The sequence below is a fragment of the Novosphingopyxis sp. genome (assembly GCF_965218915.1).
Lineage (GTDB): Bacteria > Pseudomonadota > Alphaproteobacteria > Sphingomonadales > Sphingomonadaceae > Novosphingopyxis.
This window is the reverse complement of sequence record NZ_OZ244708.1, coordinates 1,031,930-1,044,688: the sequence shown is the minus strand read 5'-3', so window position 1 is coordinate 1,044,688 and position 12,759 is coordinate 1,031,930. Positions and strand designations below refer to the sequence as shown.

The following is a 12,759-nucleotide window of genomic DNA, read 5'->3' as shown; positions in this document are numbered from 1 at the left end:
CAAGCGAACATGACCGATCCGATCGCCCTCGCCCGCCGCCTGATCGCCTGCGAAAGCGTGACGCCCGCCACCGGCGCGGTGTTCGACGCGCTGGAAGCAATGCTGGCGCCGCTGGGTTTCGAGGTGAAGCGATTCATCGCCGGCGAGGCGCCAGACCCTGGCTCGTCGGACGGGGCAAGCGGACCGGTGGAAAATCTCTATGCGACACGCGGGAGCGGCGCGCGCCATTTCGCCTTTGCCGGGCATCTCGACGTGGTGCCGCCGGGCAAGGGCTGGACCGGCAACGCCTTCGCGCCCGAGGAACGCGGCGGCCTGCTTTACGGGCGCGGCGCGGTCGACATGAAGGGCGCGATCGCCGCCTTCGTTGCGGCGCTGGACGGCGTTCCCGAGGATGCCGGGCAAATCAGCCTGATCGTCACCGGCGACGAGGAGGGCGCGGCAATCCACGGCACACGTGCGCTCATGGATTACATGGCCGAAAACGCCATTGTGCCGGACCTGTGCCTGGTCGGCGAACCGACCTCCGTCGAGCGACTCGGCGACATGGTAAAAATAGGCCGGCGCGGCTCGGTCAACATGTGGATCACCGTGCGCGGCACGCAGGGCCATGTCGCCTATCCGCGAAACGCCGACAATCCGATCCCGAAGCTGGTCGCGATCCTGAGCGAACTGGACAAGGTCACGCTTGACCGGGGGACGGAGTGGTTCCAGCCGTCGAACCTGGAGGTCACCGATCTCGAAGTCGGCAATCCGGCGCACAACGTCATTCCGGGCGAGGCCGGCGCGCGGCTGTCGATCCGTTTCAACGACCGGCATAGCGGCGATGGGCTGGTCGCCATGGTCCGCAGCGTGGCCGAGCAGCATGGCGGCGAGGTGGAGGCGATCGTCTCGGGCGAACCGTTCCTGACCCCGCCGGGCGAACTCAGCGCAATCGTCGCCGGGGCGATCGCCGAGGTCACCGGGATCGAGCCCGAACTGTCGACCACCGGCGGCACGTCCGACGCACGGTTCCTGTCTGCGCTGTGTCCTGTCGTCGAATTCGGCCTGCGCAACGCGACCATGCACAAGCTCGACGAGGCGGTGGAGATCGCCGACTTGGCGGCGCTGGTGGAGATTTATCGTACGGTGGTGGTCAAGGCATTGGAGGCCTATGGCAGTTAACCCGCTACCCCTTCCGTTCGCCCTGAGCTTGTCGAAGAGCTGTACTTCCTTTTTCGCTACGGTCGAAAGGAAGAAGAACAATGTTTCGACAAGCTCGACACGAAGGATTTTAATAAAGCAGATCAATCATTTGGCCCGCCGCAGCACGATATACAGCGCTCCCTCCCCGCCATGGCGCGGATGCGCGCCGCGGACCGAGGCGATGCGTGCCGCATGGCGAGAGGCGGCGAGCCAGTCGCGCACCGCCGCGCGGATCGCGCCGCGCCCCTCGCCGCTGGCGCGGTCGTGTCCGCGGTCCTTGCCGGTCACCAGCAGGACCGTGCGATAGCCGAGCGCCACCGCCTGCTCCAGCGCCCCGTCGAGCCGGGCGTGGGCCGAGGCGAGCGTGCTGCCGTGCAGGTCGATCGAAAGATCGGGCTCCAGCCGACCCTTGGCAATACGCCGGTCCCAGTTGCCGTCAAGCTGGCCGGGCATGGCTGATCGGGGCGCAGCGGAAGGAGTGGTCCGGGCGGCCGCGACCCGGCCCTTCGGCGCGGCGGGCGCGCGGGCGGCGGCGGGCGGCGGCGCGGGCGGCGGCGGCGGCGGCGTGGAGGGCTGGGGCGGCGCGATCGGCCGCACCGTCGCGATCACCCGCGCCCACAGCGCCGCCTCGTCCGGCCCGAGCGGACGGCGGCTCACGCCAGCCGCCTCATGCTCCCGACTCTCACAAGCCCAGCCGCGCCGCCGAAGCGTTCGGGATCAGCACCAGCGCGCTGCCCCGCGCCGACATGCCGCCCGCGATCGCCCGCGCCTCCTCGCCGGCGCCCCAGAAGGTGTCGAAGCGGTTGGCGCCCTTGATCGCCCCGCCGGTGTCCTGCGCGATCCACAGACCGTTGGGCTCGGCGCGGTCGAGCGAAACCCAGACCGGTGCGCCCAGCGGCACGAAGTCCGGATCGGCGGCGACGGTGATCCGCGGCGTCACGGCATAGCCCATCGCGCCGAGCGGTCCCGCCCCGGTCAGTTCCTGGAAGAACACATAGCTCTTGTTCTCGTTCATGATCGCGCGGCCCTGCTCCGGATTGCGGTGAAGCCAGCCGACGATCCCCTGCATCGACGCCTCGCCCGGCTGGAGCAGCCCGCGATCCCGCATCAGCGCGCCGATACCGGTATAGGCGCGCCCGTTCTGCGAGGCGTAGCCGATCCGCATCACCCCGCCATCGGGAAGCCGCAGCCGCCCCGAGCCCTGCACCTGGAGGAAGAACAGCTCGACCGGATCGGCGGCCCAGGCGATGATCGGCGCGCGCCCTTCCAGCGAACCCTGCTCGATCGCGGTGCGATCGTCGTAAAGCACGAGGCTCGTGCCCTCGACCTTGCCGCGCACCTTCTTACCCGCCAGTTCGTCGTTGAACTGGCCCAGATCGACGTCGATCAGATCCCTCGGCCGGCCGTAGACCGGCACCTCATAGCCCGATTGTCGGCGGCGCGATCCGGCGATCTCGGGCTCGAAATAGCCGGTCGCGAACGTCTTGCCGTCGGCGATCTGCACCGGCGTCAGATAGCGCTCGAAAAAACCGATAGCGTCACGGTCGGAGGCATTGGCGGCGGCAGCACAGGCCTGCGCCCAGTCGCCGCCCTGCGTCAGCCCGCTGCGGTCCTGCCGCTTCTGCAGACCGGGACAGCTCAGGCGGAATGCGGCGAGTGCCGAGACCGCGCGCGCCGGCTCGATGCCGAGCGACCCGATGGCGGGGCCGCGCTGGACGAAGCTTGCCGCTGCCGTCAGCCCATCTCCTCTCGCGGGAGCCGCCGGCAACGGCGGACGCGCGGTGGCCGGGATCGGGGTCGCCGCCTGGTCTGCGCGCGTAGTTGCGGGACGATAAGGCAAAGGCGGCACGGGAACCGGGCTCGTCGCGTTGCTCTCATAGCCGAGCTGCGGGCCGGCTTGCGTCGATGGGCCGCGCACCCCGCCGGAACTGGGGATCACGCCGGAGCAGGCGGACAGCAGAAGGGCGAACAAAACCGCCGCCCCGGGATTTTTCGAATTTGTGCGAAAGCCGGTCATTCCGGCCTGATGTCAAACCGTGGCGGTCTCGACAAGCGTCCAGTTGGGATCGTCGCTAGTAAGATCGCGCTGGAAGGTCCATATATCATGCGCTTCCACGGCATCGGTCATTGATCCGCCGATGACGTTCCCGTCCTTGTCGCGTACGAGAGCGGCGATGTCGGAATCGAACTGCAACGTCACCCGGGCGACCGGGCGGCGGTAATCGGCCTCGACGATCTTGGCCTCCTCGATCCGAACCAGACGATGTTCCAATGTTTCGCCGCGTTCTTCACGCGCGTCGATCGTATCGACGAAGCTTTTGCCGACCTCGTCGTCGGTCAGATAATCCAGCGTCTCGCGGTCGCCGCTCCAGAACGCCTCGAGCACCATGCGATAGGCGGACTTGGCCCCTTCGACGAACCGTGCCGGATCGAATTCGCGGTCGGCCGCGGCGATCGCAGCGAGATCGCGGCTGGCGGACGCCGCGGCGGGAATGTCGCCGATCTGCGCGATATCGGTGCGCTTGTCTTCGCCGATCTGCGGCTGCGCGATCGGCGCGCGCGGGCTTTTCTCGACCTGGCGCGGCAACGGCTCCTGCTCATGCCCGGTACGCTTGCCGAGCACCGAATAGAGACGCAGGCCCAGAAAGCCCGCGAGCAACGCTAGGATGATAATTTCGGGCGTCACGATGCCTCCAGAACCACGGTTTCGGCGCGCCCGTAAAGCGGCGCGACAATCGATACATAGGTTGGATCGGACATCGTTTCAAATCTCTTTACACTAATGCGAATCGGCCTGTCCGCGGTCCGGGGCATAAACGCGGCGGGCGGCGGTAATATCACCGTTTGAACTTGCCCCGGATTTAATCCGAGGCGCAGCGGTAAATGGATGCCGTTGCAACGCCGCGCCATCGACGGACTAGCGCTGCAACGGTTTCCTCGTCGGGGTCCTCACAAACCAGCGTTTTGCGGGGCGCCCTCACCGTTGCGACTAAATTCGCTACGCTCATTAGATCTCGCCCCTCTCCCGCAAGCGGGAGAGGGAAGTCCAAACCGATACAATCGCCCTTATTGCAAAGCCTTGCCTACAGGGTCATGTTCGTGCTATGTTCTAAGCTCGCCAGCCATGGAGACCGATGATGGATTCGCTCGCTTTTCGCATCCTTACCGCCCCGCCCCGCCGCTCCCGGCGGCTGACGCGGAATCCAGGACTGGTTCGTCCGGGAAGCGAAAAGGGGGGGGCGTATAGCGCCCTTTGTGACCTTCCGCTCGCAACAAGGCCCTTTCATCCCAACAAGCCGGTTGCGTAATCCGTGGGTTTGGCCGCGGTAGCGGTGTCGCGAGAAACGACGGCACAAGTTCACGCCGGCCCGCCAACTGGCTGGCCAATCGGTTGCCCTGCACCGCTGCCGCTGCTAGGCGCGCGGGCAATCCCATGCCGGGCCGCGAGGGCACCTGCATCATCTGACAGACAGGACGAACAACATGGCCGAAATAGGCAGCGATCTTGAAAACATGAATTCAGGCGATACCAATGCCAATGGCGTGGACAACGGCCCGGCGGTCGGCGTGCTCAGCCAGTATATCAAGGATCTCTCGGTCGAAAATCCCAACGCGCCCGACAGTTACAACTGGTCCGGTCAGCCGCAGATCGACGTGCAGGTCAACATCCAGTCGAACGCGCTGAACGAAGAAGTGCACGAGGTCGCGCTGAAGCTCAATGTCAAAGCCAATGGCGACAAGGGCGTCAGCTTCATCGTCGAGCTGGTCTATTGCGGTCTGTTCGGCCTGCGCAATGTGCCGGAGGAAGCCGCGCATCCGTTCCTGTTCGCCGAGGCGCCGCGCATCATCTTCCCCTTCGCCCGCCGCATCCTGGCCGATGCCGTGCGCGATGCCGGCTATCCGCCGCTGATGCTCGAGCCGATCGACTTCAACCAGCTCTATGTGCAGCAGCGCGAGGCCGCCGCCGGGCAGCCGGACGGCGATCAGCCGCCGGTCGGCCAGGCCTGAGCACGCCGGGGTTGATCTGGGCAATGACGGCCGCCGCCCCGGCGCTGGCCGTCATGCATGACAGGCGACGGGCATGAACCTCGCCAAATCCTTGGGTTCCATCGGCGGGCTGACGCTCGTCAGCCGCGTGCTCGCGCTGGTGCGCGACGCGCTGCAGGCGCGTTATGTCGGCGCGGGCTTCGCGTCGGACGCGTTTCTCGTGGCCTTCCGCCTGCCCAACATGTTCCGCGCCCTGTTCGCGGAGGGCGCCTTTTCGGCGGCTTTCATTCCGATGTTCAACCGCCGCGTTGCCGAAGGCGGCGGCAAGCCCGCCGGCATCGATTTCGCCGAGCGCGCGCTGGCGGTGCTGTTCCCGATCCTGACGATCTTCACCATCGCGCTGATGCTCGCCGCTTGGCCGGTTACCTATGCTCTGTCGGGCGGATTCAACGATCCCACGCCGTCGCAATTCGCCTATGCGGTCACGCTCTCGCGCATCACCATCCCGTATCTGTTGTTGATCAGCCTCGTGTCATTGCTCGGCGGCATTCTCAATTCGCTCGAAAGATACTGGGTCAACGCGGCCGCGCCGATCCTGCTCAACATCGCGATGATCGCGGGTCTGTGGTTTTTCCATGGCGACGATCCCTATGAAACCGCCTGGGTGCAGGCGCTGTCGGTGACCGTGGGCGGCGCGCTGCAATTGCTGTTCCTGATCTGGGGCTGCCGCCGCGTGGGTATCACATTGTCGCTGAGATCCCCGCGGATCGATCAGGATATCCGCCGCCTGTTCGCGCTGATCCTGCCCGCCGCCGCCGGAGCGGGCGCGACGCAGATCAACCTGCTGATCTCCACCGCGCTGGCGGGCGCGCTGCTGGCGCCCGGCGCGATCAGCTACATCTATTATGCCGACCGGCTGAACCAGCTGCCGCTCGGGCTCATCGGCATCGGCCTTGGCACCATCCTTCTGCCCACGCTGTCGCGCCTGCTCGGCGAAAACAAGCCGGAGGAGGCGATGCACATGCAGAACCGCGGCATCGAGCTGGCGCTGTTCCTGACACTGCCCGCGACGGTCGCCTTTCTCACCATCGCCGAGCCGATCGTGCGCGGCCTGTTCCAATATGGCGCGTTCAGCGCGGGCGATACCGTGGCCACCTCCACCGTGCTGGCCGCTTTTTCGATCGGCCTGCCCGCCTATGTCATGATCAAGGTGCTGACGCCGGGCTATTATGCCCGCTCGGACACGAAGACGCCGGTGCGATTCGCCATGATCGCGATCGCGGTGAACATCGCCGGCAATCTTGCGCTCATTCCCACCATCGGCTATCTCGGACCGCCGCTGGCCACCGCCTTGTCCGCCAGCATCAACGCAGGCCTGCTCTACTGGACGCTGCGCAAGCGCGGGCAGTTTCACGCCGATGCCCAGCTCGTGCGCCGCCTGCCGCGCCTTGCCATCTCGGCCGTGCTGATGGGGATCGCCTTGTGGGCCGCGCGCCCGCTGGCCGCGCCGCATATGCTGGGGCTGATGCCGGAAAAGGCGATCACGCTGGTCCTGCTGTGCGGCGGCGGCGGCGCGGTCTATATCGCCGCCTGTTTCCTCACCCGCGCCTTTCGGCTAGGCGATCTGCGCGCGCTGGTCCGCCGCACGCCCGCCAAACCCGTCACTCCAGAGGAACCCATCTGATCATGCGCGTCGTCTCCGGCATCCAGCCCACCGGCAATCTTCATCTCGGCAATTATCTCGGCGCGATCGTCAACTGGGTGAAGATGCAGGATCAGGGCGAGTGCCTGTTCTTCCTGGCCGATCTCCACGCGATCTCGATGCCGCATGATCCCGCCGCGCTGGGCGCGGGAACGCGCGAGATGGCCGCCGCGCTGATCGCGTCCGGCGTCGATCCCAACAAGGCAACGCTGTTCAACCAGGCGCGCGTGCCCGCCCATGCCGAACTGCAATGGCTGTTGAACGGCACCGCGCGGATGGGCTGGCTGAACCGGATGACGCAGTTTAAGGACAAGTCCGGCAAGAACCGCGAGGGCGCGAGCATTGCGCTGTTCGCCTATCCCGTGCTGCAGGCCGCCGACGTGCTGCTCTACAACGCCACCCATGTGCCCGTAGGCGACGACCAGAAGCAGCATCTCGAACTCGCCCGCGACATCGCGGAAAAGTTCAACCACGATACCGGCACCGACACCTTCGTGCTGCCCGAGCCGTTCATCGGCGCTCATGCCGCGCGGATCATGAGCCTGCGCGATGGCACCATGAAGATGAGCAAGTCCGACGCCTCCGACATGAGCCGCATCAATCTGTCCGACGATGCCGATACGATCGCCAAGAAGATCAAAAAGGCCAAGACCGATCCCGAGCCGTTGCCCGAGACGATGGACGAACTGGAAGGCCGCCCCGAAGCGCGCAATTTGGTGGCGATCTATGCCGCGCTCGAAGACCGCGCGCCGGCCGATGTGCTCTCCGAGCATGCCGGCAAGGGTTTCGGGCAGTTCAAGCCCGCGCTCGCCGATCTCACAGTGGCTAAGCTGGCACCGATCTCGGAGCGCTTCAACGCGCTGAAAGACGATGCAAACGCGATCGATGCGATTCTCGATAGGGGCGCGGGAAAAGCCGCCGCTACGGGCTCGCCGATTCTCGCCAGCGCCTACCAGGCCCTTGGCCTATTGCGCTGAGCGCGACGCTCGCCGCCGCATGAACGGCGGCTGGCACATGCATCCAGCCGTGCATCTCGTGCGTTCAAATGAGGTTCAGTGGTGAAATGTAACGTTAGTGCCCATATCGAATCAGCGCCTTTCGAGACCGGTCATGGAAGATAGGCGCCCAGCGTACCGAGGAGCTCGCCATGTTTGACATCCAACTCAAGAAAGCCGCCAGGATCGCCGCGCCCGCGATGATGCTCGGCCTCGCCGCTTGCGCCACGCCGTTCCAAGCCAATGTGCAGCGCTTCCAGCAATTGCCGCCCGCTCAAGGCCAGAGCTTTGCTGTCGTCGCCGAAGATCCCGCCAATGCCGGCGGCATCGAATTCGGCCGATATGCCAATCTCGTCGCATCCGAGATGGTGCGCCAGGGTTATCGCCAAGCCACCAGCCCAGGAAGCGCCGATCTGGTCGTGAGCTTCGATTACGGCGTCGACAATGGCCGCGAAAAGGTGGTCTCCGATTATGACCCCTTCGGTTATGGCGGCTTCGGCGGATATGGCGGATACGGCCGTTTTGGCGGCTATGGCGGCTTCGGCAACCCCTTTTACCGCCGTGGATTCTATGGCCGGGGCCTGTACGGGCGTGGCTTCATCTATGGCTGGAACGACCCGTTCATTTACGGCGGGTCTGGTTTCGGCGGCGCCTCGGTGCGCAGCTACACCGTCTTTACCGGCGAAATCGAGATGAAGATCGAGCGCGCGGGCTCCGGCGAACGGCTGTTCGAAGGCCGCGCGATGTCGCATTCGCGCACCAACAACCTGACCTATCTCGTGCCCAATCTGGTCGAGGCGATTTTCACCGGCTTCCCCGGCAACAGCGGCGAGACGGTGCGGATTTCGGTGGCACCGCCCGAAGAGCGCGGCTGAGGCGCTGGTCGCATGACATGAAAAGGCGGCTCGGCAGTCGCCTTTTTTTGGGGCCAATCCCAGCCCTATCCGCTCGTCATGCCAGCGAAAGCTGGCATCTCAGGCGTAACTGCGCCCCGGCCCGGGACCCAGTTTTTGCTAGGGTGACGAACCTTGAGGCGATGAAGCTATCAGAGCAGAATGGCGCTACTACCGCAGATGGATTGCTTCGTCGCCTATCGGCTCCTCGCAATGACAGGTGGTTTCAAGCCTCCAGCTGGCGCAGCAGCGCGCGGACGTCGTTGTCCATCTCGCTGTCCTTGCCGCGCAGTTCCTCGACCAGCCGCACCGCGTGGATCACCGTGGAATGATCGCGCCCGCCGAATTTGCGGCCGATCTCCGGATAGCTGCGCGGCGTCATCATCTTGGCGATATACATCGCCACCTGACGCGGCCGAACGATCGCGCGGGCGCGGCGCTTGGACGACATCTCGCTGCGGTCGATCCGGTAATATTCGCACACCGTGCGCTGGATCTCGTCGATCGTGATCCGGCGGCGGCAGGCGCTGAGAATGTCCTTGAGCTGCTCTTCTGCGAGCTGCTTGGATACCGGCTTGCCGGTCAGCTGCGCATAGGCGAGCAGCTTGTTCAGCCCGCCTTCCAGCTCGCGGACGTTGCGGCTGATCGTGCGCGCCAGAAACTCGACCACATCCTCGCCGACCTGAACCTGCGGCATGCTCGCCAGGCGATGCTCCAGGATATCGCGGCGCAGCTCCAGATCGGCCGGCTGGATATCGGCGACGAGGCCTTGCGACAGGCGCGAAAGGATGCGCTGGTCGACCCCGTCGAGCGCCTGCGGCGCGCGGTCGGCGGCCACCACCAGCCGCTTGCCCGAGCCGACGATGGCATCGATCGTGTGGAGGAACTCCTCCTGCGTCGACATCTTGCCGATGATGAACTGGATGTCGTCGATCAGCAGCAGATCGGCCGCGCGCAGCCGCGTCTTGAACGCCATCGTCTCCTTGGCGCGCATCGCGGTGACGAATTCCATCATGAAGCGCTCGGCGGGCATATAGACCACCCGCGCGCCCGGATTGGCGGCGCGCCAGGCATGGCCGATGGCGTGCATCAAATGGGTCTTGCCCTGCCCCGTCGCGGCTTGGAGATAGAGCGGGTTGAACAAGGGCGCTTCCGGTGCGGCCATCCGCTCGGCGGCGGTATAGGCGAGGATATTGGCCTGCGCCTTCACGAAATTCTCGAACGTGTAGCGCGGGTCCAGCGCGCTGTCCTGCGCCGTCGCCAGTTCTTGTACGGTAGGCGCAGTATCGTCCACAGCGCGCAGCCGCTGGATTTGCGCGCCGTTAGGGCGCGAGCGAATCGCCAACGTGCGCACTTCGGGAACAGCGCTCTTCCATGCCAGGCCCAACCGGTCGGCATAATGATCGCGCACCCATTTGGCCGAGAAGTCCGACGGCAGCAGCAGCTCCAGTTCGCCCTCGACCGAATCGAACGCGCCCAATTTGATCGGGCGAATCCACTGACCGAAAATTTGCGCTCCCAGATCGCGTCGCAATCCCCCCGTCAGGGCCTGCCAGGCCTCCCCCAAAGACTCTCCCGTCGATCCGTCACGCATGATCGCCAATTTGCTTTCCACCCTTGATCCACCCCATTCTTCAAAGACCCAAATACAGCCTCAGGAAAGACACAATGGTGCCTCTGCCGGAAAGCACGGCCTTCCGGGGCCGATCCATTTCGATGCCAGTTGGAACAGATCGCGATCGCGGCGCTCACTGCTCAGAGGCTGTTCTAGACAGCAAAAAAGCCTGCGCACAAGGGGTGCGGAGTGAAAAAAATCTGAAATATTGCGTTGACTCGGCAAAGCGCGGAAAACCGTTGTAAACCGCAAAATTCAAGGCGTTTCAGGTCGTTACCTCGATCAGAAAAGACCAGCCTTGTCCACGAATCGTGGAGTTACCGTGCGCCGCAATGCAGCAATGGATCGCATAAAAAAAACCCGCAGCGTCGATACGCCGCGGGCCTGTGAATTCGATCCCGATTAAATCGAATCAGATGGCGGCGATCCGCTTGTTGAGTCGGCTCATCTTTCGCGCCGCGACATTGCGGTGGTAGACGCCTTTCGACACGCCGCGCGCGAGTTCGGGCTGCATTTCCTTGAGCGCGGCGTTTGCGCTGTCCTTGTCGCCGGCTTCGATCGCGGTCTCGACCTTTTTCACAAAGGTGCGGATGCGGCTGAGCCGATTCTTGTTGATCGTTTCGCGCTTCTCGTTGCGGCGAATCCGTTTTTTAGCCTGCGGCGTATTGGCCATGAAATCCTCGGGTCTGTGCGAAACAAAAAGACCGCGCATCGCGGCGCGGTCGCATCTGGAGGCGGCAATTAGGTGAAAGCAGGGCCTAAGTCAAGGCGAGAGCCGCGTTTTGATCCGGTATCTCAGCCCGGCCCGGCGGCGAACGTACCGGCGGTCTCTGCGCGGCGGCGGATGGCATCATAGTCGGTTTCGCCCTTCGGCAACAGCCAGCTGCCGCCCACGCACAGCACCGGATCGAGCGACAGCCAGTCGGCCACGGTCGATTCGGTGATGCCGCCGGTCGGACAGAACTGGACCTGGCCGAACGGCCCGGCCAGCGATTTCAGCGCGGCGATCCCACCCGACGCTTCGGCGGGGAAGAATTTGAAATGCGTTAGGCCCATGTCCAGTCCGCGCATGATGTCCCCCGCATTGGCGACCCCCGGCAGGAACGGGATCTGCTCATGCGAGGCCGCCTTGCCGAGCGGTTCGGTGAGGCCCGGCGAGACGATGAACTCGGCCCCTGCCGCAATCGACCGCTCGAGCGCCCGGGCATCGAGCACGGTGCCCGCACCCACGATCGCGCCTTCGACCTTCGTCATCTCGGCGATTGCATTGAGCGCCGCTTCGGTGCGCAGCGTCACTTCCAGCACCCGAAGGCCCCCGGCAACCAGCGCTTCGGCGATTGGCCGCGCGGTCGATGCATCCTCGATCACCAGCACGGGGATCACGGGCGCTGTACGCATGATATTTTCGATCGGTGTCATATCCGTTCCTTGGCGAAGGCGGCCGCGGCTCCGTACAGGCCTGGCTCGGGATGGGCGATGAGCCGGACCGGCTGCCGCTCCATCAGCGACTGAAAGCGGCCCTTGGCGGCGAAGCGTTCGGCAAAGCCCGATTTGGGCAGGAAATCGGCGAGCCGCGCGCCGAGTCCGCCGGCAAGCACCACCGGCCCCGGCCCGTGGGCCAGCGCGATGTCGCCGACCACCGCACCAAAGCACAGGCAGAACCGGTCGAGAGCGGCCTCGGCGATGCTGTCGGTTCCCGCCAGCGCGGCGCTCCACAGCGCCTTGTCGTCACCGCGCGGCATATCGCGTCCCTCGATATCGGCAAGCACCTCCCAGATCGCGCGCAGGCCGGGACCGGATACGACGCGCTCCACCGACACGCGGTTATGCTGCTTGCGCAGATGGGTGAGCAACCGATCCTCGATATCGTCGAGCGGGGCGAAATCGCCATGCCCCCCCTCGGTCGGCAGCACGAGGACGTCGCCCCTGTGACGGTAAAGCAGACCCACCCCAAGCCCGGTGCCCGGACCGACGACGCTGACCACGCCATTTTCGGGGAGCGGGCCGCGCGGGCCGGTGACATGGAGCAGATATTCCTCATCCACCGCCGCCACCGCATGCGCCACCGCCTCGAAATCGTTGAGCAGCACATGGCTGTCGAGATGCAGCTTGGAATCGATCAGCGAGGGCCGGACGATCCAAGGATTGTTGGTGAACTTGATCACCTCGACCCGGATCGGCGCGGCGATGGCGATGGCGGCGTGGCGCGGCAGCGGCTCGTCCAGCATCGCGCCATAGGCCTCCCACGCAATTTGCAGGCTGGCATGGTCGGCGGCGCGCATCTTGGTCGGCTCGCCGAGCGACACCACGCGGCCGTTCTCCACCTCGGCGATGGCGAAGCGCGCGTGGGTGCCCCCGATGTCGGCGGTCACGATGCGCATCGTC

At 65.2% G+C, this 12,759-nt stretch carries 12 protein-coding genes; 5 read left to right on the top strand and 7 right to left on the bottom strand.

The window, feature by feature from the left end; genetic code table 11:
- Positions 1-9 precede the first annotated feature (9 nt).
- Positions 10-1,161, top strand: a complete 1,152-nt coding sequence (gene dapE / locus ACOQPC_RS04825) for a succinyl-diaminopimelate desuccinylase (protein WP_420607522.1) — start codon at positions 10-12, stop codon at positions 1,159-1,161.
- A gap of 126 nt (positions 1,162-1,287) precedes the next feature.
- Here dapE and ACOQPC_RS04820 read toward each other — a convergent pair whose 3' ends face one another.
- From ACOQPC_RS04820 to ACOQPC_RS04810, 3 genes are read right to left on the bottom strand one after another with little or no spacing between them, the layout of a single operon-like run.
- Positions 1,288-1,839, bottom strand: coding sequence for a Smr/MutS family protein (locus ACOQPC_RS04820; RefSeq protein WP_420607521.1), 552 nt, complete (start codon positions 1,837-1,839; stop codon positions 1,288-1,290).
- A 25-nt stretch (positions 1,840-1,864) separates the two neighbouring features.
- Positions 1,865-3,199, bottom strand: a complete 1,335-nt coding sequence (locus tag ACOQPC_RS04815) for a murein transglycosylase A (RefSeq protein ID WP_420607520.1) — start codon at positions 3,197-3,199, stop codon at positions 1,865-1,867.
- Positions 3,200-3,211: 12 nt separating this feature from the next.
- Entirely contained in the window at positions 3,212-3,868 is a 657-nt protein-coding gene (locus ACOQPC_RS04810; protein ID WP_420607519.1) for a Tim44/TimA family putative adaptor protein, read from the bottom strand.
- 797 nt (positions 3,869-4,665) lie between these two features.
- Between ACOQPC_RS04810 and secB the strand changes: the two genes are divergently transcribed.
- The 4 genes from secB (at position 4,666) to ACOQPC_RS04790 (ending at position 8,741) form a co-directional block, all read left to right on the top strand.
- Positions 4,666-5,190, top strand: a complete 525-nt coding sequence (gene secB, locus ACOQPC_RS04805) for a protein-export chaperone SecB (RefSeq protein ID WP_420607518.1) — start codon at positions 4,666-4,668, stop codon at positions 5,188-5,190.
- 73 nt (positions 5,191-5,263) lie between these two features.
- Complete coding sequence (gene murJ / locus ACOQPC_RS04800) at positions 5,264-6,853, top strand: murein biosynthesis integral membrane protein MurJ (RefSeq protein ID WP_420607517.1); 1,590 nt, start codon at positions 5,264-5,266, stop codon at positions 6,851-6,853.
- Between the two features lie 2 nt (positions 6,854-6,855).
- Entirely contained in the window at positions 6,856-7,848 is a 993-nt protein-coding gene (trpS, locus tag ACOQPC_RS04795) for a tryptophan--tRNA ligase (protein WP_420607516.1), read from the top strand.
- A gap of 170 nt (positions 7,849-8,018) precedes the next feature.
- The gene (locus ACOQPC_RS04790; RefSeq protein WP_420607515.1) at positions 8,019-8,741 is read left to right on the top strand and encodes a DUF4136 domain-containing protein; all 723 of its coding nucleotides are present in this window, start codon (positions 8,019-8,021) and stop codon (positions 8,739-8,741) included.
- 244 nt (positions 8,742-8,985) lie between these two features.
- Here the strand turns inward: ACOQPC_RS04790 and dnaA are convergent, their stop codons facing one another.
- The 4 genes from dnaA to ACOQPC_RS04770 all read right to left on the bottom strand — a co-directional run bounded on the left by dnaA (position 8,986) and on the right by ACOQPC_RS04770 (position 12,755).
- Positions 8,986-10,353 carry a chromosomal replication initiator protein DnaA gene (dnaA, locus tag ACOQPC_RS04785; protein WP_420608067.1) on the bottom strand — a complete coding sequence of 456 codons (1,368 nt, stop codon included), beginning with the start codon at positions 10,351-10,353 and terminating at the stop codon, positions 8,986-8,988.
- Positions 10,354-10,786: 433 nt separating this feature from the next.
- Entirely contained in the window at positions 10,787-11,047 is a 261-nt protein-coding gene (rpsT, locus tag ACOQPC_RS04780; RefSeq protein ID WP_420607514.1) for a 30S ribosomal protein S20, read from the bottom strand.
- A 122-nt stretch (positions 11,048-11,169) separates the two neighbouring features.
- Positions 11,170-11,793: a bifunctional 4-hydroxy-2-oxoglutarate aldolase/2-dehydro-3-deoxy-phosphogluconate aldolase gene (gene eda, locus ACOQPC_RS04775; RefSeq protein ID WP_420607513.1), complete on the bottom strand. Its 624-nt coding sequence runs from the start codon at positions 11,791-11,793 to the stop codon at positions 11,170-11,172.
- Positions 11,790-12,755 carry a glucokinase gene (locus ACOQPC_RS04770; RefSeq protein ID WP_420607512.1) on the bottom strand — a complete coding sequence of 322 codons (966 nt, stop codon included), beginning with the start codon at positions 12,753-12,755 and terminating at the stop codon, positions 11,790-11,792. The genes eda and ACOQPC_RS04770 overlap by 4 nt, the downstream gene beginning before the upstream one ends.
- Positions 12,756-12,759 lie beyond the last annotated feature (4 nt).